Raw genomic sequence first — 24014 nt, 5'->3', positions numbered from 1 at the left:
TTCTTCCGGGCCAGATGGCGCGTCAAGAGCCTGAGCGAATTTTCGAAAACACTGTGCGGCGGGAACCGGTTGCGTCGCAGGCCTTCACCGCTGCTCAGCGATGCGGAAGCCCCGTCCGGGTCTGACTCTCCGCCACCGAAATCGTAGTAATCGATTTCCGAGGACGTCGCTCTCGCGGAGCTGAGGCACGAGGATCGCCCCCTACCCGACCCCTCAAGGACGCCCCCGACGGGCGATTGACCGCCGCTTCCTGACAGATCTACGGTAGAAGGCGCTTTCTGAAACTGTTTCCATCCTCTGCTCCAGGAGAGTCATGCCCAGCCCTCAGCTGCCGCGGGCCGTGTTCGCGATGGACCCGGTTCACCTCCCGCTGCTCTTCCCTCCGCCGCTGATGGAGCGGCTGAGGCGCACGGCCGACATCGATCCCGGGCTGGTGGTACGGGACTTCGCCGATCCGGCCGGCTCCGCCGCCCTGGCCTCGGCCGAGGTACTGATCACCGGCTGGGGCTGCCCGCACCTGGACGCCGGCGTCCTCACGGCGGCTCCGCGGCTCGGCGCCGTGCTGCACGCGGCCGGCTCGGTCCGCTCCCTGGTCGGGGAGGCTCTGTGGGACCGCGGGGTCACGGTGTCCAGCGCGGTGACGGGCAACGCCCTGCCGGTCGCGGAGTACACGCTCGCGATGATCCTTCTGCTGGGCAAGGACGCCTTCGACCACCGCGAGCGCTTCCGCCGGACCCACGCCTACCCGGGCCCCGCCGAGACGGCGGCGACCGGCAACCTCGGCCGTCGTGTCGGCGTCATCGGCGCCTCGCGTGTGGGACGGCGGCTGCTGGAACTGCTGCGGCCGTTCGACCTCACCGTCCTGCTGCACGACCCCTACGTGAGCCCCGCAGAGGCCGCCGCCCTCGGTGCCGAGTCGCTGTCGCTGGAGGATCTGCTCCGCCGCAGCGACATCGTGAGCCTGCACGCCCCCGACATCCCGGCGACCCATCACATGCTCGACCGCGACCGGCTCGCCCTGGTGCGGGACGGAGGTGTGCTCGTCAACACCGCCCGCGGCGCGCTGGTCGACCACGAGGCGCTCACCGAAGAGCTGGTCTCCGGCCGGCTGCGCGCGGTGCTGGACGTGACCGATCCGGAGCCGCTGCCCGCCGGATCGCCGCTGTATCAGCTGCCCAACGTGTTCCTCACCCCGCACATCGCCGGCTCCCTCGGCAACGAGCTGGAGCGGCTCGGACGCATCGTCGTCGAGGAACTGGAGCGTCTGGCGGCGGGCGTGCCGCCGGTCCACGAGGTGCGGCACGCGGATCTGGCGCGGGTGGCGTGAGGCGGATCCGGCGCGGGTGCGTGACAGCGCGGCGGCGGACCGAGGCGCCCGTTGTCCACAGGCCCGCCGGCCTGGAGTAATGATGGGATACGGTTTCCGCACCGAGGGCCCCGGGGCCGTCACAACCGGCTCTACGACCCGGCGGGCCAGGCAACGGCGGACTGAGGCACGGGGGGCCGGGGCATCATTGCCCGGCGCACCACGGCCCGGCGCCCCACGGCCCGGTGCGCCGGGACCCGGGACGCCACGGCCTCCGGCCCGCGGCCGCAGCACAGCGGCCGCACCGCACCGGTCCGCCACGGGCCGGACCGCGACAACCGGACCACAACGGACCGGACCACTACCGCGAAGGAGCCGCAAGGGTGAGTCAGCGCAAGGCGACGAGCGACGCCGGCCGGGCGACCATCCGTGACGTCGCGGAGCGCGCGGGCGTCTCCGTCGCCAGCGTCTCGCGGGTGCTGTCGGGCAACTACCCGGTGTCGGAGGAGCTGCGCCGCCGGGTGATGAAGGTGGTCCGGGACCTGGACTACGTCACCAACGCCCATGCCCGTTCGCTCGCCGGCGGCGGCACCCCGACGGTGGCGATCCTCATCAACAACATCACCGGCGCCGCCTTCGCCCACGTGGCCAAGGGTGTCGAGGGCGCCGCCACCCTGCGCGGCTGGCTCTCCCTGGTCGGAACGACCGGCGACGACCCCGAGCGGGAGCTCGCGCTGGTGAACCTCATGCGCCAGCAGGGCGTCGCCGCGGTGATCCTTCTCGGCGGTGCCTACGACTACGACGAGTACCAGCTGCGCATGGCCCGCTTCGCCCGTTCCCTGGACGCGGCCGGCTCGCATCTGGTCCTGGTGGGCCGCCCCCCGCTGGAGGGCGACGTCCCGGCGACGACCGTCGACTACGACAACGAGGGCGGCGCCTACGCGATGGCCAGCCACCTGCTCTCGGCGGGGCACCGCCGCGTCCTCGTCCTGCCGGGTCACGCCGAACTGACCACCGCGCAGGGCCGGTTGCGGGGTGCTCAGCGGGCCTTCGAGGCGTACGGGGTGCAGTTCGACCCGGGGCTGGTCCGGCACGGCCCGTACGACTACGACCACGGGTACGAGGCCGTCGAGGCGGCTCTGCACGAGACGCCGGACTTCACCGCGGTGCTCGCCGGGACGGACGTGGTCGCCGCGGGTGCCATGCAGGCCCTGCGCGCGGCGGGGCTGCGGGTGCCCGAGGACGTCTCGATCGTCGGCTACGACGACATCCCGCTGGCCTCGCAGCTCACACCCCAACTGACCACGGTGCACGTGCCGTACGAGGAGATGGGCCGGGTCGCGCTGCGGGCGGTGGCCGACCGGCGCGAGGGGGGCGCGGGCCGCCGCAAGGGCGCCGACGGCGACCATCTGATCCTGGGCACCCATGTCGTGGTCCGCAACTCGGTCCAGCCGCCCGCTCGCCGCGGGTAGCGCCCGAGCCCGGGGCAACCGGCGCGCACCCTCGCAGAGAGCGTTACGTAACCGGTTACTCGAATGTCGAGCCTCGTCCTGAGGCCCTTCACCCTGCCCGCCGCACGTCGGCGCGCCCCCTGTCACCCGGCGTTGACCTGCGGATCTGTTCAGCACGACGGCGACACTCCCGTGCGACCGGCCGGACTCGTCCCGGACCGCCCGCCGCAACAAATTGCCGCGCACCTCTTGCTATGAGCGGACACATCCGCCTAACGTCCCAGCAACCGCTTACTACAGCTTCCGCTTGGCCGAACCCCCCACCACCGCGAGCCGACGCTTTTCCGGCCGCCGTTCCCGGTCGACAGCCTGAGCCGCCGCCGTCCTCTCGTTCTGAGAACGCCCTATTCCGAAGGATCACGGTCAGATGAACTTCACCAGCCCCCGGAGAAGGTTCGCCTCCGCCGCTGTCGCGGGTATCGCGCTGACAGGTCTGCTCTCCGCCTGCGGCGGTTCCGACTCGGGTGACGACGCGGCGTCGGAGTCCGGCCCGGTCACCCTCCCCTTCTGGGGCTGGGCCAACGGCCAGGAGGCGGTCGTCAAGACGTTCAACGCCTCGCACAAGGACGTCCAGCTGAAGTACACGAAGGTCACCGACCAGCTGACCATGCAGAAGCAGCTGACCAACGCGGTGAAGGCCGGCAACGCCCCCTGTCTGGTGCAGAACACCGCCGAGTACGTCACCAGCTGGGTGTCGCAGGGCGCACTCGCCGACATCACGAGTTACGTCGAGGGCGAGAAGGACAAGTTCAACACCGGTGCCTGGGCGAGCGCGCAGGTGCAGGGCAAGCTCTACGGCGTTCCCACCAGCTCGGCGCCCCAGTTCACGATCTACCGCACGGACATCTTCAAGAAGTACGGGCTCAAGCCTCCGGCGACCTGGGACGACGTCATCGCCGCCGGCAAGGTCCTGAAGAAGCACAACATCAAGATCACGAACTACGCCGGTGAGGACCCCAGCACCCTTGAGGTGCTCGCGATGCAGGCCGGGGCGCACTGGTACGCGATCGACGGCAACGCCTGGAAGGTGGACTTCCAGGACGAGGGCACCCTGAAGGCCGCGAAGGTGATCCAGGAGATCATCGACAACGACCTGAACGCCAAGCTGTCCTTCGCCGACTACGCGGCCGTGCAGCGCAGTTACGACAGCGGTGCCACCGCGACCCGGCAGATCTCCACCTGGCAGATGGCCGGGATGGTGCAGAACTTCACCAAGTCCTTCGGCGACTGGGCGCTCGCGCCCTGGCCGGCGTACCAGGGCGAGGCGGCGAAGACACCGGCCGGCACGAACCTGACCGGCAGCGTGACCCTGGTGACCAAGCAGTGCAAGGACCAGAAGCAGGCGGCCCAGGCGGCGCTGTGGATGTCGACGAACCAGGACGCGGTCAAGACGATGGCGAGCCCGGAGACCGGCAACGGCGTGATGCCGGCACTGAAGGACAGCGGTTCCTACGTCGGTGAGTCGATCTCGCAGAAGCTGCTCGGGAAGAACTACGAGCCGGCGCAGAAGGTCGTGACGGACAGTCTGGGAACGGTCACCACCGACTGGACCTTCGGGCCCAACTGGACGGCGATGTTCACCGAGCTCCAGGCGGGCTGGGCCAAGGTCGTCAACAAGCAGGAGAAGGTCACCGACCTGCTCGCGCACATGCAGGAGTGGACGGTGAAGGACCTGAAGTCCCGCGGTATCAGCGTCAAGGGCTGAGGCACTCGATGATTCGCTCCATGCGCTGGAAAGGCGCCGCCTTCACGGTGCCTTTCCAGCTCGGCTTCCTGTTTCTGTATCTGCTTCCGATCGGCTACGCGGTCTACGAGTCACTGTTCACGGAGAAGCAGTCCGGGCTCGGTCTGGGTGGCGCCACGACGGAGTTCGTCGGGCTCGACAACTACACCCAGGGGCTGACGGACTCGGCGTTCGTGAACTCCATCCTGCGGGTGGTGCTCTTCGCCTGTGTCCAGATCCCGGTGATGCTGCTGATCAGCCTGTTGCTGGCGCTGTTCCTGGACGCGCTGACGTCCCGGGTGGCGAGCAGGTTCCGGATCGTGCTGCTGGTGCCGTACATGATCCCGGGCGTGGTCGCGGCGATCGTGTGGGTCAACCTCTACAGCCCCGACGTCGGCCCGCTCACCGCGATCGGCAAGCCCCTCGGCCTCGACTGGAACTTCTTCGCACCGTCGATGGTGTGGCCGTCCATCGGCAATCTGCTGACCTGGCACGGCATCGGCTACAACATGGTGATCATCTACTCGGCGCTGCAGGGCGTGCCCCGGGAGCTGTTCGAGGCGGCCCGGCTGGACGGCGCCTCCGAGCTGCGGATCGCGCGCAGTATCAAGATCCCGTTCGTGCGTGGGGCGCTGGTCCTGACGGGTCTGCTGTCGATCATCCAGATGCTGCAGATCTTCAACGAGCCTGCGCTGTTCCGGAACATCACTCCGCAGACGGTCAGCGACAGCTTCACCCCGATCATGATCATCTACAACCAGGCGTTCAACGCGGGCAACTACAACTACGCGGCCGCCCTGTCGGTGCTCCTTGCCCTGATCCTGGGCATCGCCTCCTTCCTCTTCTACCGGCTCACCTCGAAGGAGGCCGACTGATGACGCTGACCGAGCGGACGACCGAGCGGCCGCAGGTCCGTGGCGTGCGGCGGCTGTCCGAGCCCGACCCGGCCTCCCGTGGACGGGGCGGCCAGCGCTTCCTCCTCGTCGGGCTGGTGCTCGCCAGCGCCTACAGTCTGTTCCCGGTCTGGTGGCTGATCGTCGCGGCGACGAAGGACCGTACGGCGCTGTACCAGAGCAACGGCCTGTGGTTCTCGGGCTGGCACCTGTGGGACAACCTGCATCAGGTGTTCACGTACCAGGACGGGATCTTCCTGCGGTGGACGGCCAACTCGTTCCTGTACGCGGGTGTCGGCTCGCTCGGCGGAACGCTGATCGCCCTCGCAACCGGTTACGGACTGGCCCGCTTCGACTTCCCCGGGCGCAACGCGATCTTCGCGTGTGTCGTGGGCTCGTTCCTGATCCCGATCGCGCTGCTGACGCTGCCGCTGTATCTGCTGTTCTCCGCGATCGGCATGGTGGACACACCGTGGGCGATGCTGATCCCCTGCCTGATCAACCCGTTCAGTGTGTACCTGGCCAAGGTGTACACCGAGGCGACGATTCCCTACGAGCTGCTGGAGGCGGCCCGGATCGACGGTGCCGGGGAGCTGCGGATCTTCTTCAGCATCGTGCTACGGATGATGACGACGGGCGGCGCGACGGTGTTCCTGCTGGCCTTCGTCAACACCTGGAACGCCTTCTTCCTGCCACTGACCGTGCTGCGCGGCAAGGAGAACTGGACGCTCAACCTCGGTCTCTACAACTGGACCGGCACGCGGCTGGAGTCCGGCATCGACCTGACCGGGCTGGTGCTGACCGGCGCGCTGCTGTCCATCGTCCCGATGGGGATCATGATGGTCGCCATGCGCCGCTACTGGCGGACCGGTGTGACCCTCGGCGCCCTCAAGTGAGACCCCTTCGCCGTATCCCCCGACTCCTGGGGGCCGCAGGTGACCCTGACTCCCTGCGGCCCCCAGGGCGGCCGACGCTCCGGGAGCCCTCGCGTGACCGTCCTGCACAATCCCGTCCTCCGCGGCTTCGCCCCCGATCCGTCGCTGGTGCGGGTCGGCGACTGGTACTACGTGGCGACCAGTTCCTTCGAGTGGTTCCCGACGATCCCGCTGCACCGCTCCCGGGACCTGGCCCACTGGGAGTACGCGGGCCATGTGCGGGGGGCGGCGCCTGGCGACTCGCTGGCCGGGGTGCCCGACTCGGGTGGCGTCTGGGCCCCGTCGCTGAGCTGGGACGGGGAACGGTTCTGGGTGACGTACACCGTCGTGCGCTCGGTCGGCACCCCCTACTTCGACCTCGACACGTACATCTCGACGGCCTCCCGCGTCGGCGGTGAGTGGAGCGCCCCGCGCCGGGTCGCGAGCCACGGTTTCGACCCGGCGCTGTTCCACGAGGACGGCCGGCTGTGGCTGCTGAACCTGCAGAACGACCACCGGCCCGGGGGTGAGCGGTTCGCTGGGATCGTCGCGACCGAGCTGGACCGGGACACGCTGGAACCCGTCGGCGGCACGCACCTGCTGCTCCAGCACGACCGGCTGATCGAGGGGCCGAAGCTGCTGCGGCGCGACGGCTGGTACTACCTGGTGCTCGCCGAGGGCGGAACGGGCTGGGAACACGGGGTGCGGGTGGCTCGCGGCAAGGAGCTGACGGGGCCGTACGAGCTGGACGAACGGCCGTTGCTGACGACCCGGGACGATCCGAGGGTGCCGTTGCAGAAGGCCGGGCACGGTGAGCTGGTCGAGACGGCGGACGGACAGTGGCTGCTCAGCCATCTGACGGCCCGTCCGCTGCACACCCCGCGGGGCCGCCGCTGCACCCTCGGCCGGGAGACCGCGATCCAGGCGGTGACCTGGGACGCGGAGGGCTGGCCCCGGCTGCGGCAGGGCGGGTGGCACCCCGCGGTCGAGGTCGACGTGCCGACGCGTCCGCACCCGCTGCCACCGGCCGCACCGCCGGCGGACCTGTCCTGGCCGTGGAGCACCCTGCGCGAGCCGCCGGACCCGTCCTGGGCCGATACGACGGTCCGCCCCGGGTGGATCCGGCTGCGCGGCCGGCACGGGCCGGAGTCCCGGTGGGCGGCCTCCCTGCTGGCCCAGCGTGTCACCGAGCACCACGCGGAGGCCGAAGTCACCGTGGAGGCACGGCCGGTGACCTTCACGCAGGCGGCCGGTCTGGTGCTCTGGTACAACCCCGAGGCGTATCTCGCCCTGGACCTGACGTGGGCGGAGCCGGAGGGCGAACCGCAGCGCGGACAGCAGTGGAGCGGGACAGGAGGCCGTGGCCGTGGCCGTACGGTGCTCAGTCTCGTCGAGCGTGGCGAGGACGGGCAGCGGCAGATCGCCGTCGTCGACGTGCCGGTGGACGGACGGGTGGAGGGGCGGGTGGACGGACAGGGGGACGGGCCGGTGGACGGACTGGTGGGCCGGCGGGTGGACAGGGGGCCGGTGACGCTGGGGGTGACGGTCGAGGGGGCCGACGCCCGTTTCTGGTACGTCCGCGACGGGGTGCGTACGGCGGTCGGGCCGGCGCTGGATTTCGGCCGGCTGTCCGACGACCACGGCTCCCGGCTGCGGTTCACCGGCGCGATGGCGGGGATCCACGCCCGGGACCTCGTGGACGCGGCGTTCACGGCGGACTTCACCGGGTTTCGGCTGACCTGCACACCCCGCTGAGGCCGTGTTCGGGGTTTCGAAAGTTTTGACCGGCGCGAAGCAGTGAATTCAGTTGTCTTCCCGCCGTCCTGCGCCCCATCTACGATAGGAAGCGCTTTCTGCGCGGCCGGACCCCGTGACCGCCGTGTGCAGCGCTGGTCGAAACTTTCCACGGCCCTCGGGCGGGCCGGAGAGGTGGGTTCCCGATGGTCCGTACGGCGAGTGCGAGCGTGACGGCCGGTCCGACGCTGGCGGTCGTGGCTCGCGAGGCGGGGGTGTCGGTGCCGACCGCGTCGAAGGTGGTCAACGGCCGCGAGGACGTGGCACCCGAGACCCGCCGCCGCGTGACCGAGGCGCTCGACCGGCTCGGGTATGTGCGCAGACCCCGCTTCGACGCGGCGAAGGCACCCCGGCTGATCGACCTGGTCGTGCACTCGCTGGAGAGTTCCTGGTCGGGCGCGGTGCTGCACGGCGTGGAGGAGGCGGCCCACGACGCGGGCCTGGAGGTCGTGGTGTCGGCGGCGCTGATCCGCTCCCGGGTCGGCCGCCCCGAACGCGGCTGGCTGGACAAGCTGGTCGCCCGGGGCTCGTCCGGCGTGCTGTTCAACCTGGCCGAGCTGAGCGACTCGCAGTACGCGTGGCTGGAGCAGCACCGCATCCCGTTCGTGATGATCGACCCGGTGCAGGAGCCGCCGGAGGGCGTGGTCTCGGTGGGGGCGGCGAACTGGCAGGGCGGCCTGACCGCCACGGAGCACCTGCTGTCCCTGGGCCACGAGCGGGTCGCCGTCATCGCCGGTCCCCGGCGCACGATGTGCAGCAGCGCGCGGGTCGCCGGATACCGCTCGGCGCTCACGTCGGCAGGAATCCGGCACCGCGCCGAGTACGTCCGGCACGCCGCTTTCGACGAGAGCGTCGCCCGCCGCCGCATGCTGGAACTCCTCGACCTGCCCGAGCCGCCGACCGCCGTCTTCGTCTGCTCGGACCGGATGGCACTGGGCGTCTACGAGGCCTTGGCGGAACGGGGGTTGAGGGTTCCGGACGACATCAGCGTGGTCGGCTTCGACGACCTGCCCGAGGCGCGCTGGGCCTCCCCCGCCCTGACCACCGTGCGCCAGCCGCTGTCGGAGATGGCGGCCACGGCCCTGCGGTCGCTGCTGCGCATGATGGACGGCCATCGCCCGGAGAGCACACGCACGGAGTTGTCGACACGGCTGGTGGAGCGGGCGAGCACGGCGGCGCGGCGGGTGTAGGGCCGCGCCTCCCTCGCGGGCGCGGACGGACGGCCACGCATTTATGTTGTACGGAAAAGAGCGCATTGACCTGGGGCCGATGCGGCCGTTGCATGAGGGCGGGCCCCTTGCCGCAGGGGCGAGGGGACGTGTCTACCGGGGGGGAAGAATGCGTTTTGCGTTACGCGCGGCCGTCGCCGCCGTCGCATCCCTGTGCGCGGTGGCGTCGGCCGTGCCCGCTGAGGCGTCAGAGCTGAGACCGGGCCTGGAGTTCGTCGACCTCACTGCCAACGGTGTGAAGGGGAACGGAGCGTCGTCGGACCCCGTGGTCAGTGCCGACGGGAGGCACGTCGCGTTCCTGTCCTGGGCCACGAACCTGGCGCCCGGCGACACCGACAGCACCGCCGATGTCTACGTGAAGGACCTGCGGACCGGGAAGCTCCGCTGGGTCAGCGACGTCCCCGGCGGCGAGGGCGAGGGGGTGGCCTTCGGGACGCCGTCGATCAGCGGGGACGGCACCCGGGTGGCGTTCGCCGCGCTGCCCCCGAACACCTGGCCGCCGCCCCGGGACGTGACACTCCCGGCCTACGTCCATGACACCCGGACGGGCCGCACGGAACGAATCGACGAGTCGACCGACCCCGCCCTCCGCCGCGTGTCGACACCGGTCCTCAGTGGAAACGGACGGTACCTGACCTTCACCGGGCAGCCGGCCGGGACCGGCGACCGATCCCGGATCTACGTGCGCGACCTCCGGCGCGACACCGGTACCTGGATCGACCACCCGCTGCCCAGCGGCGAACAGGACCTCATCTCCCCCACACTGAGCCACGACGGCAGCCGCGTCGCCTACGCCGTGTGGGACGCGGGAACCGATCCCGGCGAGGACCACGAGGGTGTCTACGTCCTCGACCGGCGGACGGGTGAGCGGATCCGCGCGGACATCGAGTGCACGGGAGACCCCTTGGAGAGCGGGGTGAGTGATCCTCGGATCAGCGCCGACGGCCGCCACGTCGCGTTCAACTGGGGGTGCCGGACCGGGCCCCCGGATGGCTCCGGCGATGCCGGAGGCGTCTTCCTACGGGACCTGCGGCGCGGCACCCTGCGGCCCGTGCCGGCCCCGGACCCGAAGTACGGCGCGCACAACCCCCGGCCGAGCGCGGATGCCAGCCGGATCGCCTTCACCGCGACCAAGTCGGAGGTCGGTCAGCGCCCGCTTCAGGTCGTCTACTGGCGTGATCTGCGCACCGGCCGGGTGGAGTTGCTCAGCGCGCGCCCCGACGGCTCGGTGAACCAGCGGCCCGCCGCCCGTCCGAGCATCGACGCCCGGGGCCGTGTCGTGGCCTTCGACGGGGAGCGGCTCGACCTCCAGGGCGAGAACGGCTTCAGCGAGCGGCAGGCGGTCGTGACGCGCGTGCGGTGACGGCCCGCGCGAACGACATTGCTCCACGGCCGCCTGAAGGTGGTCCTGGGGGGGGAGGCCGGTCCGTAGGCCCTGGCGAGTGCGCCTACGGTTTCGGCCATGACGTGGCGCAGTTCGGCCGGCGCGACGACCTCGACGTCGAGGCATACAGCCCTCCTAGCCCCATCATGGAACAGTGCGTGCGCCCGTACAGCGCGTCTGTACGGGCGCACGACGGTGAACGTACCTGCGCGGGTGGGGAGTTGGACCGCATGAGCACGACTCGACGGCACGGAGGCGGGAGGCGATCGCCATCTCCTGGTACGAGAGCCAGGTGATCCCTGGCCTGCTGCAGACCGAGGCGTATGCACGGGCGGTCTTCCGAAGCCGCGTGCCTGTGTCGACGAGGACCGGATCGAGCAGTTGGTGACGGCACGCATCGAGCGGCGGGAGATCCTGCACCGGAAGGTGCCTCCGACGACGGGTCTCGTGGTCTGGGAGGCAGCGCTGCGGGATCGGCTGGGCGGACGGGAGGTATACGTCGAACAGTTGCGGCACCACGCGAGTACGCCGATCTTCCCGGCCTCACCTTGCAGGTCCTGCCACTGGGACGCACCTCGCATGCCGGGCTGGACGGACCGTTCATCCTGCTGGAGACACCGGAGCATCAGCGGCTGGCCTACACCGGAGCCCATCGGGGCAGCCAGCTGATCGGTGACCCGGACGAAGTGGCGATCCTCAATCAGAAGTATGCGAGGCTGCCGACAGAGGCCCTTATCACCGAGGACACGAGGGACCTGCTGGACCGTCTTCTGGGAGAGCAATGAGCGGCACCGCGCTTGAATGGTTCAAGTCCAGCTACAGCGGCAGTGAAGGCGGCGCATGCCTCGAAGTCGCCACCCGCCCCACCACCGTCCACATCCGCGACTCGAAGACTCCCACCGCACCTCACCTCACCGTCACCCCGTCCGCCTGGACCGCGTTCCTGAAGCTGCCCGACGACGAGGCCTGAGAACGGACAGGTGGCGGCCCGCCTGTCCGATTCCTTCAAGACCGGCCCGCCAGGCCCTGCCTACGGTGGCCGCATGACCGCACGATTCAACGCCATCGGCCTCGTCGTCTCCGACATGGCCGCGTCCGTGACCTTCTACCGTCGCCTCGGGCTCCCCTTCCCGGAGGGATCCGAGGCGCAGCCGCACGTCGAGGCCGAACTGCCGGGTGGGTTTCGGCTGTTGCTCGACACCGAGGAGACGGTGCGCTCGTTCCACCCCGGATGGCAACCGCCCAGCGGCGGGGGCCGGTCCTCGCTGGCCTTCCTGTGCGACGGCCCGAAGGAGGTGGACACTCTGTACGAGGAGCTGGTGGGCGCCGGTTACCACGGCGAGCTCAAACCCTGGGATGCCTTCTGGGGGCAGCGGTACGCGGTGGTGACCGACCCGGACGGCAACGGTGTCGATCTTTTCGCTCCCCTACCGGCCGCCCAGTAGGGCACGTACCGGCACACCCGCCAAGTCCTTGACGTCCCGGGCCAGATGGGCCTGGTCCGCGTACCCGGCCCGGGCGGCCGTCTCCGCGAGGGGCACACCGTTCCGGGCCAGTGCGAGGGCGCGTCGCATCCGCAGTACCCGGGCCAGCGTCTTGGGGCCGTAGCCGAAGGCGGCCAGTGAGCGGCGGTGCAACTGCCGTGCGCCGAGGCCGAGTTCGTCGGCGGTCGCGGCGACCGGGCGGCCCGCGTCGAGCGCGGCGACGACCTGCCGGAGCAGTGGGTCAGGAGGCTCGGCGTCGGCCGCGCACGCCAGGGCCACCTGCTCCAGGCCGCTCGCCGGGTCTGGAGCCCCGTTCACCCGTGCCGTGAGGCGGCGTACCTCCGGGGCGGGCCACAGGTCGGCGAGGGCGACGCGGCGGTCACGCAGTTCGTGGGCGGGTACGCCGAGGAGGGCGGGCGCGGTGCCCGGGTAGAAGCGGATCCCCGCCCAGCTGCGGGGTTCGCCCTCGGTGACGTACGCCCGCGTGTCAGGGCCCGCGACCAGCAGCCGGCCCTCGTTCCAGAGCAGATCCATACACCCGTCGGGCAGGATGCGCCCCGCACCGCCGCCGGCCGGGGTGTTCGTCCACACCACCGCACCGGCCAGCCGGGACGTGCGCTCCGCATACACGTATCGAGGCTACGCCGTAGCGGAACGGGACGAGGACCCGGAGCACAGGTCTCCGGGCCCTCGTCATGATCATGCCTCGGAGGCTTCTTCCACGAGGCTGCGCGCCAGGGAGTCGAAATGCTCCCTGAAGGAGCCCGTCTCCTGGTGGAACCGCTCTGCCGAGAACAGACGGTCCTCGCCGTCCAGGAACATCAGCGGCACGGCCGTCAGCGCACTGTGGAGGAGGTGCACCTCAACCGCGGACAGCCGCAGGTCGAACGAGGTCGAGTGGTCCCCCGCGAGACGTGCGGCGAGGGCGTCCACCCCTTCCGGACCCGCGCCGACCTGTACGGCCAGGGCCGTGTCTCCGTGCCGCTGGGCCCGCAGGCAGGTCAGTGCCCGGTGGAGGACATCGGCGTGGTACGGGCGAAGCCGGGCGATGAACTCCTCTCCGTCACGGGTGAGGCGGATACGCAGTCTCACTCGGTCACCTCGTCGGCTCCAGTCTCGTACGCCCGGTAGGCCGCGTTGACGATGGCCAGGGCCAAGGCGTCGAAGTTCTCCCGGAAGAATCCCAGCCGGATGAGAAAGGGCTCTTGGGGAAACCGGCCGTCGGGGGAGACGAAATGCGCCGCGGCATTCGTCAGCGCGCTCAGCACGACATGCAGTTCCTCCGGCCGCAGTCGCACGTCGAGCGGCTCGGTGTGGGGACCCCGCAGGCGCTGCACCAGGCCGTCGACCACGTCGCGGCCGGCGCCGAGCAGCACTCTCAGGTACGCGTCACCGGCGTTGCCGCGGCGCGCATAGCTCAGCGCCTCCCCCAGGGCGCTCGCCTGGGACGGGTCGAGCCGCGCGACGAAATCCTCCCCGTCGCGGGTCAGCTCGAACTCCGTTCGCATACGTGTTCCTCCTCCCGCTTCGCTACTTTTTCGGCACATACTTTCCCGCCTTCAGGAAGTCGGCCTCGGACATCTTGTATCCGTGGATGAACCGGGCCGTGATGATGACGACCACGCCCTTGTCCCCGTCGTAGGCGACGCCGTTACCCGTGTCCGAGTCCTTGTGGGTGGCCTTTCCGCGCCACTTCTTGAAGTACTCGGCCATCGCCGTCAGGTCACGGCCGACCCCCGGGATGTTGTGGTCGCCGGCTTCCTTGCTGTTCCCCATCATCCGCTGCCACTGGTACTCGACGCCGTCCGCCACGTCGGGCCCGTACTTCTCGTCGATCTTGTCCAGGATCTCGTAGGGCAGGGCCTTCTGCGGGTCGAGGCTGCACACGTCCGGCTCGTCGTCGCCCGAGGCCGCAGCCGCAGTCGCGGACCCTTGGGCGAAGGACACCGGACTGGTGAACGCCGCCACCTTCACGGACTTCTTCTTCGCGCAGGGCGGCAGGTCCGGTTCCCTCTTCGCCTTCTCGGCGAGCTTCCGGAGCTTGTCGAGAGTCCGCTTCGCCTGGGCCGACTTCTCGAAGAAGCCGACGACGCCTGTGGCGATCTTGATGATCGCCTTGCCCAGCGCTGGGATCTTGGTGACCGGGATGGCCACGCCGACCGCCGTGACCAGGGTCCACAGGCAGCTCTCGACATCGCCCTTGGTCAGACAGTTCTTGACGTCGGTCCAGCCGATGTGGTCGAGCAGGATCTGGCCGCCATTGGCCTTCACCCAGTCCAGCAGGCTCTGGCCCGCGAGGGCGCGCGCGGCCCGGTACTGGTCCACGCACTCCTGGCCGCACATGCGCAGCAGTGCCGCTTCCTCGTCACTGGAGAGGTCGGCGCCGAGATCGGGAGCTTTCTCCGCGCGCTCCTTGCGGAGTTCCTCGAGTTCCTTGCGCTGGGCCTCCTCGGCGCGGGTGGCAGCCGCGTCGGCGTCCTTGGCCGCGCCTTCCGCGTTGGCGGCGGACTTCTCAGCCCTGGTCGCGTCCGACTCCGCGTGGGTGGCGATCAGGTCCGCCGCGGCGGCGTCGGATTCGGCGGAGGACGCGGCGGAGCGGGCGCTCGCGGCGTCGCGCTCGGCGTCGGTGGCCTCGCGGTCGGCCTGGGCGGCCGCCGACTCGGCGTCGTTCGCGGCGAAACCGGCGTGGACCGCGTCCACGCCCGCCTGCTCGTCGTACTTCTGGGCGTTCGCGTCGGCCTTCTTCGCCGCCTTCGCGTCGATGGCCGCCGCAGCGGCCGAGGCACGGGCCGCGTCCGCGGAGTCCTGTGCCTTCTCCGCGTACATCGCGGCGTCGGCCGCCGCCTGGAGGGCGATCTTGGCGTCACCGGCCGCCTTGTCGGCCAGGGCCTTGGCCTGGGCCGCCGCCTTCTTCGCCTCGTCCGACTTGGCCTTGGCCGCGGCGGCCTGCTGCTCGGCGAGGGTCTTGGAGGTCTGGCCGATCAGCACCGCGAACGCGGCCGCGGAGTCCGTCTCACGGTAGGGGGAGCCGAGGCTGATCGCCTTGTCGGCCGCCTTCGTGGTGGCGGTGGCCGCGTCCCGCGCGGCCTGCGCGTACTGGGCCGTGGCGGCGGCGAACCCGGCGGTCTTCGCCGCCCAGGCGGCCGTCTTGGCCGCCTCCGCCACCGCCGCGGTGGCCTGCTTGCGCGCGTTGATCGCGGCGGCCTGGGCCTTCTTCGCGTCGGCATCGGCCTTCTCGGCGTTCGCCTTCGCGGCGGCCGCCGCGTCGATCGCCTCGGCGGCCGCCGCGTGGGCGGTGGCCGCCGCCGCGCTGGTCTTCTGGTACGCCGACCAGGCCGCGTCGGCAGCGGAACGGGAGCGCTTGGCCGCGCCCTCGGCGCGGGTCGCAGCCGCACGTGCGTTCACCGCGGCCGTCGATGCCTCGTTCGCCGCCGACCTGGCTCGCGTCGCGGCACCCGCCGCAGTGTTGGCGGCGCTCCGCGCCTCCGTGGCCGCCGCCCGGGTCTCACCGGCCGCCGCCGTGCCCTCGGCCGCCGCGGCAGCCGCTTCCAGGGCCGCGGCCCGCGACCGGGTGGCGTCCCGCTCGCGTTCGGCCTTGACCGCCTCGTCACGCAGCTCGTAGGCGCGACGCTCGGCCTCCTCGGCCACGGCAGCCTTCTCGCTCGCCGTCGTACCCGCCGTACCGGCGGCCGAGCGGGCCTGCGCGGCCTTGTCCTGCTCGTCGCGCGCCCGCGCCTCCGCGGCCTGCGCCTTCTGCCGCTCGCGCGCCGCGTTGTCCCGCTCCCGCTCGGCGTTGGCCTTCTCGGCCTCCGCGATGCCCCGCTGCCGCTTCGCCTCGGCCGCGCCCGCCTTGGCGTCCTGCTCCGCCTTCTCCGCGGTGGCGCGGGCCTGCTTGGCCGTGGCCGCGTTGGCGGCGGCCTCCTCGGCCTGCTTCGCGGCGGACTCGGCGGCCGCCTTCGCCTGTGCCTTGGCCTCCAGCGCGGCCGCCTTGCGGAACTCGGTGTTCAGCGCGTGCGTCTGCGTCTTGGCCAGCGCCAGCAGCGTCTGGGAATCGGCCACGGTGGCCTTCGCCGCGTTCGACGCGGTCAGCGTGGCCTTCGCCGCCGCCTGCGCGGCCGCGGCGGAGGCCTTGGCGACCTGAACGGACTGCTGCGCGTAGAGCAGGCCCCGGCCGCGCGGCTGCTTCGCGGCGTCGGCGATCTCCCACGCCTTCTGCTGTGCCGCGGTCGCACTGCTCGCGGCGGTCTTGGCCCGTGCCGCGGCGGCGTCCGCAAGGGCCACCTGCTTGGCGGCCGCCGTCTTCGCCGCGTTCAGGTCGGCCGTCGCCTTGGTGAAGGTGGCCTTGCTGGGGTAGTTCAGGGCGTCCTTGTTGGCCGCCCAGTGCTTCTGCCAGTACAGGATCTGGTCCGCGAGCCACGCCTGGCGCACCGACTCGATCATCGCCTCGGTGGCGATCCGCGTCTCCTTGGACGCGGAGGCCTCGGCGGCGAGAATCAGCTTGCGCTGTTCGGCCTGGCCGGTGTATTCGGTCTCCCACTCCGAGTACGCCTGGAGGACGGGGCCAGTCAGCACCCGGTAGTGGTCGATGGGGTTGTCGCTGTCACAGGCCGCCCAGGCCTGCTTCAGGGCCTCGACCTCGGTGCGGAACTCCAGCGAGTCCGGCTCGGGAGCCTGGGTGGCGAAGCCACCGAAGCGCAGGAAGGTCGCGATGTCGTTGGCCGAGGCCCGATCCCAGGAATCCGTACCGAACAACGCGCGCCCCGCGACGTCCTTGTACGCGCCCGCCCAGGCGTCGTCGCCGGTGCTGAACGCGTCGAAGACCTGCCGCGCCTTGTCCAGGGCGGCCTTGCCGGGACGCGGGGTCGCATCCGAGTTCTTGTTGTACAGCTTCTCCTGGTCGCGGAGGGTGAAGGTGACGATGTCCTCGCCGAACTCGGGGGCCCAGAAGTCGCGGCCGCCGGAGGAATTCACCGAGCGGTACGGCTGGTTGCTCTCGTCCAGCTTCGTCTGCCGGGCCTCGAAGGCGCGCAGGGCGGCGATCCCCGCGTCCCGGTCGCGGTCGGCGGCCTGGTCCCACTCGCCGCCGAGGGCATCCGGACGTACGTACTCGCGCAGTCCGGCGTCCGTGCCGGTGAGCTTCGCCGCCGTGACCGACTTCAGCTCGGGGCCGCCGTAGTGCACGGCCTGCCCGGCCTGGCAGCGGTCCTTGCGGGCCTGGGCGCCCAGGCTGATGCGCAGGGTGCGTTCGTAGGGGTTGGCGGGATTGTCACCCGGTTCGTCCGCGACGGCGGGGGCGGCGGTGACAAGGCCGCCGAGTACGACCGCCGCGGTGGTCAGTGCGGTGGCCGCCAGGCCACTGCGGAAGGTCCCTCTTCGTGGTCCTCTTCGGGGTTCTCTTCGGGGTTCTCTTCGTGCTGTGCGCACGCCGACGCCTCTCTGTGGATGGTCAGTCCGTCCACGAGGGAAAGGCACGATTGCGGCAAGACACGGCGCAGAAAAAGCCAGAGATGTACGGAAAGAGAGAAGCCCCCGGTACAGATGTCCCCGTTCTCGCGTGTGGTCAGCACGCACCCCCGCGCCCCCTCCCCTCGGGGACGCGCTCATCATGGCAACCGAATGATCCTCACGGAACGCGCGATTCGGTCCGGAGTTCGATTACTTTCGGCCACGCCCGATGCTCGGGAACCTAGGAGTCCTCCCGCTTGTGCGGCGGGTGCGTGCTCTTCACGTGCGTCCGCAACCGCGACGTCACGTCCTCCGGCGGCAGGAAGCGGGACCAGCGTTCCGGGAACTCGGAGGGCATGTCCGGGTCGGCCTCGCCCGCGGCACTGGCGCGGGCCACGTACTCGGCGACCTGGGCCTGCCGCAGCCGCTCGTTGGCCTCGCGGGCCGCGGCCGTGGCGGCGGCCGGCCAGACCCGGTCGATGGCGGCGTTGACGGCGGCCCCGACGAGCACGGCGAACGCGGACACACCGATCCACAGCAGCACGGCGACGGGCGCGGCGAGGGAGCCGTAGATCGTGGGGCCCTCGACCGTGCTGGTCAGGTAGATCCTCAGCAGGAAGCTGCCGAGCACCCACATGCCGAGGGCGACCAGCGCGCCGGGCACATCCTCGATCCACGGGGAGCGGACCGGGACGGACACGTGGTACAGCGTCGTCAGGAAGGCGATCGACAGCAGGATCACCGTGGGCCAGTACAGGACCTGCACGACGGTCGTCGACCAGGGCACGATCCGCACCACCGCGTCCGGCCCGGCCACCATCAGCGGCAGCGCCACCGAGCCGATCAGCAGGGCGACGATGAACAGCAGGAAGGCCATCAGGCGGGTCTTGACGATGCCCCGGACGCCGTCGAGGCCGTACATCACGGTGATGGTGTCGATGAAGACGTTCACCGCGCGGGAGCCCGACCACAGGGCGAACAGGAAGCCGATGGAGATGACGTCCGGCCGGCCGCCCTTCATCACATCGTGCAGGATCGGCTGGGCGATCTCGCGGACGCCCTGGTCGGACAGGACCGTGCGTGAGGCCTCCAGGAGGTTGGTCTGAAGGCTCTGGATGGTGTCGGCGCCGGTCCAGGCGTCGACGTAGCCGAGCAGTCCGATCATGCTCAGCAGCAGCGGCGGCACCGACAGCAGAGTGAAGAACGCGGCCTCGGCCGCGAGGCCCAGGATGCGGTATTCGACACAGGAATTGACGGTGTCCTTGACCAACAGCCAGGCGGTCCTGCGTTTGGAGACGTTCCGGTAAAGGGCCCGCGCCCGGTGGAGGCGCCCGGAGGGCGTGTCGGGGGTTTCACTTGCTGGCTGCACCCCCTAACGGTATCCGCCGTGCCCTGCCCCACTCACCCACAGGCCGGGTCTTCGCGGACCGGGCCGGGTCCACCGGGTGCCAAGGTGCTACCGCGGGGTACGTTCGCAGCATGGCAGGCAGCACCCACACCGTGACGAACCAGGTCCCGCCTCTGGTCGGGTACGACGTCTTCTCCGCCGACCGGGCCCTGGCCGAGGCGGTCGACCGGCATCTGGATCCGGGCCCGCGCGAGGAGGTCCTCGGCGAGCTGTCCGCGCTCGGCCGGACCTCCGGCTCGGCCCAGGTGCAGGAGTGGGGGCGGCTGGCCAACGAGAACCCGCCGCGGCTGCTGACGCACGACCGGTACGGCAACCGCCTCGACGAGGTCGAGTTCCACCCCTCCTGGCACCGGCTGCTCGGCAAGGGCGTCTCGGCCGGTCTGACGGCCGCCTGGGGCCGCCCGGCCGGGCATCTGCGGCGGGCCGCCGCCTTCGTGGTGTGGACGCAGGTCGAGGCGGGCAACGGCTGCCCGCTGTCGATGACGCACGCGGCGGTGCCCGCCCTGCGCGCCGACCCGGACCTGGCGGCCGAGTGGGAGCCCCGGCTGACGTCCATGGTCTACGACCAGGAGCTGCGGCCGGCGGACCAGAAGGCCGGGGCGCTGTTCGGGATGGGGATGACGGAGAAGCAGGGCGGCAGCGACGTCCGGGCCAACCGCACCTCGGCGCGGCCCCTCGCCGAGGACGGGACGTACGAGCTGACCGGGCACAAGTGGTTCTGCTCGGCGCCCATGTCCGACGGCTTCCTGGTGCTGGCGCAGGCTCCGGGCGGGCTGACCTGCTTCCTGGTGCCGCGGGTGCTCCGGGACGGCTCGCGCAACGTGTTCCGGATCCAGCGCCTCAAGGACAAGCTGGGCAACCGGTCGAACGCCTCCGCCGAGGTCGAGTTCGACGGGACCTGGGCGCGCCGGGTCGGCGAGGAGGGGCGCGGGGTGCGCACCATCATCGAGATGGTCGCGGCGACCCGGCTCGACTGTGTGCTCGGCTCGGCGGGGCTGATGCGGCAGGCCGTGGCGCAGGCGGTGCACCACTGCACGCACCGCGAGGCGTTCGGCGGGAAGCTCGCCGACAAGCCGCTCATGCGCAACGTCCTCGCCGACCTGGCGCTCGAGTCGGAGGCGGCGACGACTCTGGCGCTGCGGCTCGCCGCGGCCTACGACGACGGCGGCGAGCAGGAGCGGGCGCTGCTGCGGATCGCGGTGCCGGCAGCCAAGTACTGGGTGACCAAGCGGTGCCCGCCCGTCGCCGTGGAGGCCGCGGAGTGCCTCGGCGGCAACGGCTACGTCGAGGAGTCCCAGATGCCGCGGCTGGTGCGCGAGTCGCCGCTGAACTCGATCTGGGAGGGCGCGGGCAATGTCCAGGCGCTGGACGTGCTGCGGGCGTTGCAGCGGGAGCCGGGGGCGCTGGACGCGTATCTGCGGGAGGTGGGGCAGGCGCGCGGCGCCGATCACCGCCTGGACGGGGCCATCAAGAGCCTGCTGACCGAACTCGCCGATCTGGAGGGCGTGGAGGGGCGGGCCCGGCGGCTGACGGAGCGGCTCGCACTGGTGCTCCAGGGGTCGCTGCTGGTCCGTTTCGCGCCGCCGCAGGTCGCCGACGCGTTCTGCGCGGGGCGGCTCGGCGGTGACGGGGGTGCGGCCTTCGGGACGCTGCCGCACACGCTGGATCTGGCGTCGGTGGTGGAGCGGGCCCGGCCGGTGTCCTGATCCGGCCCGCTGATCCGCGTCACCCTGTACGCCGAGGTCCTCGTCCGCGAAGGTTCGGCAGCCGCGAAGGTTCCGCATCCGTGAGAGTTCCTCGTCCGCGAAGGTTCCGCAGCCGCGAGAGTTCCTCGTCCGCGAAGGTTCCGCCGCGAGGGTTCGGCAGTCGCGAAGAGCGAGGGTGGTGCTGCGCCGACACGGCACCACCCCCGCCGCACTGGCCCGTTCGAGCCGCTGAACGCCGCTCGGGACGGCGCGGATCAAGTTTCGGACACGGCCGGGCCGTCCACCAGGGTTGCAGGGGGTTGCAACTTGCTGCTGACTGTGTGCGGACCGTACGCGCCCGCCCCGGGCAGGCGGCACTATGAGACGGACAGTCAAAAGCGACTCCGGGGGGCGCACGCGCATGGACGTCACGCACTTGGCCGCCGTCGACAGCACACGGGCGGCCCGGGTCCTCAGCGAGGTCCGCGCGGCGCGGCTGTCCGGGCAGCCCACTCCGGTGTCACCGCGGCCGGTGATCGAGCGGTCCTGGGAGCGGATGCTGCGCGGCGGCATCGACCCGGACCACGACGTGCGGGCGGACCCGCTGTCCCGCGAGGAGGTGCAGCGGCGGCGCGAGACATCGGTATTGCGCCATGTGCTGCCGGTGCTGCGGGAGGGCCTGCTGGCGGCCGCGGACGTCGCCCACCACATCATGGTGGTGGCCGACGAGGACGGCCGGGTGCTGTGGCGTGAGGGCAGCCCCCCGGTGCTGCGCAAGGCGGACGGGCTCGGCTTCGAGCTGGGTGCCGATTGGCGTGAGGACGTCGTCGGCACCAACGGCGTGGGCACCCCCGCCGTGGTCCGCCGGCCCGTGCAGGTCTTCGCCTCCGAGCACTTCGTGCGCTCGCAGGCCGGCTGGACCTGCGCGGGCGCCCCTCTGACGGATCCGCGGGACGGGCGGCTGCTCGGCGTGGTGGACGTGAGCGGGCCGCTGGAGACGATGCATCCGGCCACGCTCGCCTGGGTCGGTTCGGTGGCCAGACTGGCCGAGGCCCGGCTGCGGGAGATGCACTCGGAGTCGCTGGAGCGGTTGCGCGCGGTGGCGGCTCCGGTGCTGGCCCGGCTCGGCGGCCGTGCCCTGGTCGTCGACCCGGACGGCTGGACCGCCGCGGTCAGCGGGATGCCGTACGTGCGGCGCGTGGCCCTGCCGAAGTCGCTGTCGGCGGGCCCGATACGGCTGCCGGCGCTCGGGCCGTGCTCGGTGGAGCCGCTGGCCGGGGGCTGGCTGGTGCGGGCGGCCGCCGACCAGCCGGTGCCGCACGGTCCGGCCAGGATCGTCCTGGACCTCGGGCAGGCCCGGCGCCGGTCGGTGGAGGTGCGCGGCGGAGCCGGCTCGTGGGTGCGGGAACTGAGTCCCCGGCACGCGGAGTTGCTGTATCTCCTCGCCGTCCACCGCTCCGGCCGCAGCGCCTCGGAGCTGGCCGGGGACGTGTTCGGGGATCCGGCCCGCACGGTGACGGTGCGTGCCGAGATGTCGCGGGTGCGGCGGTATCTGGGGGCGTTCCTGGAACACCGGCCCTACCGGTTCGCCGAGGGGGCCGAGGTCGAGGTGCTGCTTCCTGCAGACCCCCGGGATCTGCTGCCGCACTCGGCCGCACCGGCGGTGAGCAGGCGACGCGTGGCCGCAGCGGCGCCCTGAGGTTCACCGCGCGTGCCTACAAGCCGCCCCGAGGGGTGCATCTTTCGCATATTTGCGGGGTCTTCGTCCGCGGCACCGCTCACCTGCCGTAGCATCCCTCTACGGACCACCCCACCTGCTCCTCCGTCAACGTGCGGATCATCAGGCGCAGTTGGTCCGTCTCGGGAGGACGTTATGAAGCATCGCGGCAGACACCGGCGGCGCAGGCGGGGCAGGGCGCTGCGCGCGACCCTGGCCGGGACGGCTCTCGCGCTCACCGCCGCCGCCACCCTGATCAGCGCCTCGCAGGCCACCGTCGCCGACGCTCCCGGGGCCCTCAAGCCGGTCGCCGCGTCCGACGGGGCCGGGCAGCCGGCCCTGGCCGAGCACCGGGTGCCCGGGCGGTGGCTGGACCGGCTCGCGTCGAAGATGGGCCGCCCGGTCGGCGTGGGCACGGTCCTGGAGGGCGCGGACCTCCCGCTGCGGGACGCGGCCGGCTGCTCGACCGCCGAGAAGCGCAGCCTGCCGGTGGAACCGGCGGCCACCCGCGCGTACTGTTTCGGCGGCTCCGACACCCGGGACTGGCGGGCCGGCGCGGTCACGACCTCGGGCGACGCGGACGACGACGGCCGCTGGGGCGGCAACCGCGTGATCCTCTCCGGCTGGACCCGTGGCGCCGAGGGCGGCTCGATGGAGGGTCCGGCCCCCGGGCAGGGCCTGGCCAAGGTCGCCTTCGTCGACGCGAACGACCCCGGCGCGCTGCGCTACACCTGGGCCCTGCTGGCCGTGCCGGTGGACGGCGGGCGGGACTACCGCGGGCTGGTCTCTCCCCTGTCCGGCATGGTCTGGTACCAGGACAAGCTGCTGGTGACGACCCGCGAGGGCGGCCGGGACGCGCTGTACGTGTACGACATGAACCGCATCCAGCGCGCCACCGTCGAGTCCGACGCGGTCGGCCGGGTGCGGGGCGGCTGGGCGGCGCACGGCTACCGCTTCGTGCTGCCGGCCGTCGGCTCGTACACCCTGCCCGGCGGCAGCGGCACATCCCGCCCCGCCACCGTCTCCCTGGACCGCAGCACCTCCCCGGACAGTCTGGTCGCGAGCGAGTGGGCGCCGGCGGACGGCGACCGGCGCACCCGGCTGTGGCGCTACGCGCTGAGCCGGGACCCCGACCGCTCCGGCCCGCTCACCACCGAGCCCTCGGGGCAGGCGGTTCCGACCGAGGCGTACGAGACCAAGACGACCGAGGTGCGCGGTGTGCTGGCGTACCGCTCGCGCTGGTACCTGGACCGCGCGGTGGGCAGTCCGGGCGGGCACGGGACGCTGTGGCGCCAGGACACCGAGGGCGCCCGGGCGGCGGAGTGCGGCGCGGACGAGACGCGGAGCTGCTGGAGCGGCGGATCCGGCTCCCTGTCCTACTGGGAGGAGACCGGCGAGGTCTGGTCCCAGTCGGGGCGGATGCTGTTCGCGCTGCCGCTGGCGTCGGTCGACCGGGCGCTGCGCTGACCGGCCCCCCGGCGGAGCACGGGACCGATCGACAGACGAGTGGGTCAGATGATT

The 24014-nt window shown here is 71.5% G+C and carries 18 protein-coding genes and 1 pseudogene; 14 read left to right on the top strand and 5 right to left on the bottom strand.

Annotation, left to right across the window (positions count from 1 at the left end):
- The first annotated feature begins 313 nt into the window (after positions 1-313).
- The 11 genes and pseudogenes from ACFY5B_RS08125 to ACFY5B_RS08075 all read left to right on the top strand — a co-directional run bounded on the left by ACFY5B_RS08125 (position 314) and on the right by ACFY5B_RS08075 (position 12199).
- On the top strand, positions 314-1327 hold the full coding sequence (locus tag ACFY5B_RS08125) for a hydroxyacid dehydrogenase (RefSeq protein WP_389966175.1): 1014 nt from the start codon (positions 314-316) through the stop codon (positions 1325-1327).
- Positions 1328-1689: 362 nt separating this feature from the next.
- A complete protein-coding gene (locus ACFY5B_RS08120) occupies positions 1690-2778 on the top strand; it encodes a LacI family DNA-binding transcriptional regulator (protein WP_389966172.1) in 1089 nt (362 codons plus the stop codon).
- A gap of 406 nt (positions 2779-3184) precedes the next feature.
- The gene (locus ACFY5B_RS08115) at positions 3185-4522 is read left to right on the top strand and encodes an ABC transporter substrate-binding protein (RefSeq protein ID WP_389966170.1); all 1338 of its coding nucleotides are present in this window, start codon (positions 3185-3187) and stop codon (positions 4520-4522) included.
- 8 nt (positions 4523-4530) lie between these two features.
- A complete protein-coding gene (locus tag ACFY5B_RS08110) occupies positions 4531-5415 on the top strand; it encodes a carbohydrate ABC transporter permease (RefSeq protein ID WP_389966167.1) in 885 nt (294 codons plus the stop codon).
- A complete protein-coding gene (locus tag ACFY5B_RS08105; RefSeq protein WP_389966164.1) occupies positions 5415-6329 on the top strand; it encodes a carbohydrate ABC transporter permease in 915 nt (304 codons plus the stop codon). Before ACFY5B_RS08110 ends, ACFY5B_RS08105 begins: the two co-directional genes overlap by 1 nt.
- A 93-nt stretch (positions 6330-6422) precedes the next feature.
- Positions 6423-8102 carry a glycoside hydrolase family 43 protein gene (locus ACFY5B_RS08100; protein ID WP_389966161.1) on the top strand — a complete coding sequence of 560 codons (1680 nt, stop codon included), beginning with the start codon at positions 6423-6425 and terminating at the stop codon, positions 8100-8102.
- 185 nt (positions 8103-8287) lie between these two features.
- The gene (locus tag ACFY5B_RS08095) at positions 8288-9331 is read left to right on the top strand and encodes a LacI family DNA-binding transcriptional regulator (RefSeq protein WP_389966158.1); all 1044 of its coding nucleotides are present in this window, start codon (positions 8288-8290) and stop codon (positions 9329-9331) included.
- Positions 9332-9479: 148 nt separating this feature from the next.
- A complete protein-coding gene (locus tag ACFY5B_RS08090) occupies positions 9480-10733 on the top strand; it encodes a TolB family protein (protein ID WP_389966155.1) in 1254 nt (417 codons plus the stop codon).
- A 271-nt stretch (positions 10734-11004) separates the two neighbouring features.
- A pseudogene (locus ACFY5B_RS08085) lies at positions 11005-11539 on the top strand (DUF5753 domain-containing protein); the annotation flags it as partial.
- The gene (locus ACFY5B_RS08080) at positions 11536-11724 is read left to right on the top strand and encodes a DUF397 domain-containing protein (RefSeq protein ID WP_389966152.1); all 189 of its coding nucleotides are present in this window, start codon (positions 11536-11538) and stop codon (positions 11722-11724) included. The pseudogene ACFY5B_RS08085 and the gene ACFY5B_RS08080, both read left to right, overlap by 4 nt.
- A gap of 73 nt (positions 11725-11797) precedes the next feature.
- Entirely contained in the window at positions 11798-12199 is a 402-nt protein-coding gene (locus tag ACFY5B_RS08075; protein WP_389966149.1) for a VOC family protein, read from the top strand.
- Here ACFY5B_RS08075 and ACFY5B_RS08070 read toward each other — a convergent pair.
- The 5 genes from ACFY5B_RS08070 to ACFY5B_RS08050 form a co-directional block, all read right to left on the bottom strand.
- Positions 12182-12868: a helix-turn-helix domain-containing protein gene (locus ACFY5B_RS08070; protein WP_389966146.1), complete on the bottom strand. Its 687-nt coding sequence runs from the start codon at positions 12866-12868 to the stop codon at positions 12182-12184. The two genes, ACFY5B_RS08075 and ACFY5B_RS08070, sit on opposite strands and share 18 nt — an antisense overlap.
- 69 nt (positions 12869-12937) lie before the next feature.
- Complete coding sequence (locus tag ACFY5B_RS08065) at positions 12938-13330, bottom strand: hypothetical protein (protein ID WP_389966143.1); 393 nt, start codon at positions 13328-13330, stop codon at positions 12938-12940.
- Entirely contained in the window at positions 13327-13746 is a 420-nt protein-coding gene (locus tag ACFY5B_RS08060; RefSeq protein WP_389966140.1) for a hypothetical protein, read from the bottom strand. Before ACFY5B_RS08060 ends, ACFY5B_RS08065 begins: the two co-directional genes overlap by 4 nt.
- Before the next feature lie 22 nt (positions 13747-13768).
- Positions 13769-17662, bottom strand: a complete 3894-nt coding sequence (locus ACFY5B_RS08055) for a hypothetical protein (RefSeq protein WP_389966137.1) — start codon at positions 17660-17662, stop codon at positions 13769-13771.
- A gap of 262 nt (positions 17663-17924) precedes the next feature.
- Positions 17925-19052: a YihY/virulence factor BrkB family protein gene (locus ACFY5B_RS08050; RefSeq protein WP_389966134.1), complete on the bottom strand. Its 1128-nt coding sequence runs from the start codon at positions 19050-19052 to the stop codon at positions 17925-17927.
- Between the two features lie 110 nt (positions 19053-19162).
- Here ACFY5B_RS08050 and ACFY5B_RS08045 point away from each other — a divergent pair, with 110 nt between their 5' ends.
- From ACFY5B_RS08045 to ACFY5B_RS08035, 3 genes are all read left to right on the top strand, one after another.
- Positions 19163-20797, top strand: coding sequence for an acyl-CoA dehydrogenase family protein (locus ACFY5B_RS08045; RefSeq protein ID WP_389966131.1), 1635 nt, complete (start codon positions 19163-19165; stop codon positions 20795-20797).
- A gap of 400 nt (positions 20798-21197) precedes the next feature.
- Complete coding sequence (locus ACFY5B_RS08040; RefSeq protein WP_389966128.1) at positions 21198-22475, top strand: GAF domain-containing protein; 1278 nt, start codon at positions 21198-21200, stop codon at positions 22473-22475.
- Between the two features lie 174 nt (positions 22476-22649).
- Entirely contained in the window at positions 22650-23960 is a 1311-nt protein-coding gene (locus tag ACFY5B_RS08035; RefSeq protein ID WP_389966125.1) for a hypothetical protein, read from the top strand.
- The last annotated feature ends 54 nt before the right edge of the window (positions 23961-24014 follow it).

It is taken from the genome of Streptomyces sp. NPDC013187 (assembly GCF_042899705.1).
Lineage (GTDB): Bacteria > Actinomycetota > Actinomycetes > Streptomycetales > Streptomycetaceae > Streptomyces > Streptomyces hawaiiensis_A.
Note: the sequence above shows the minus strand (reverse complement) of the source record. Positions and strands in the feature narration are given on the sequence as shown.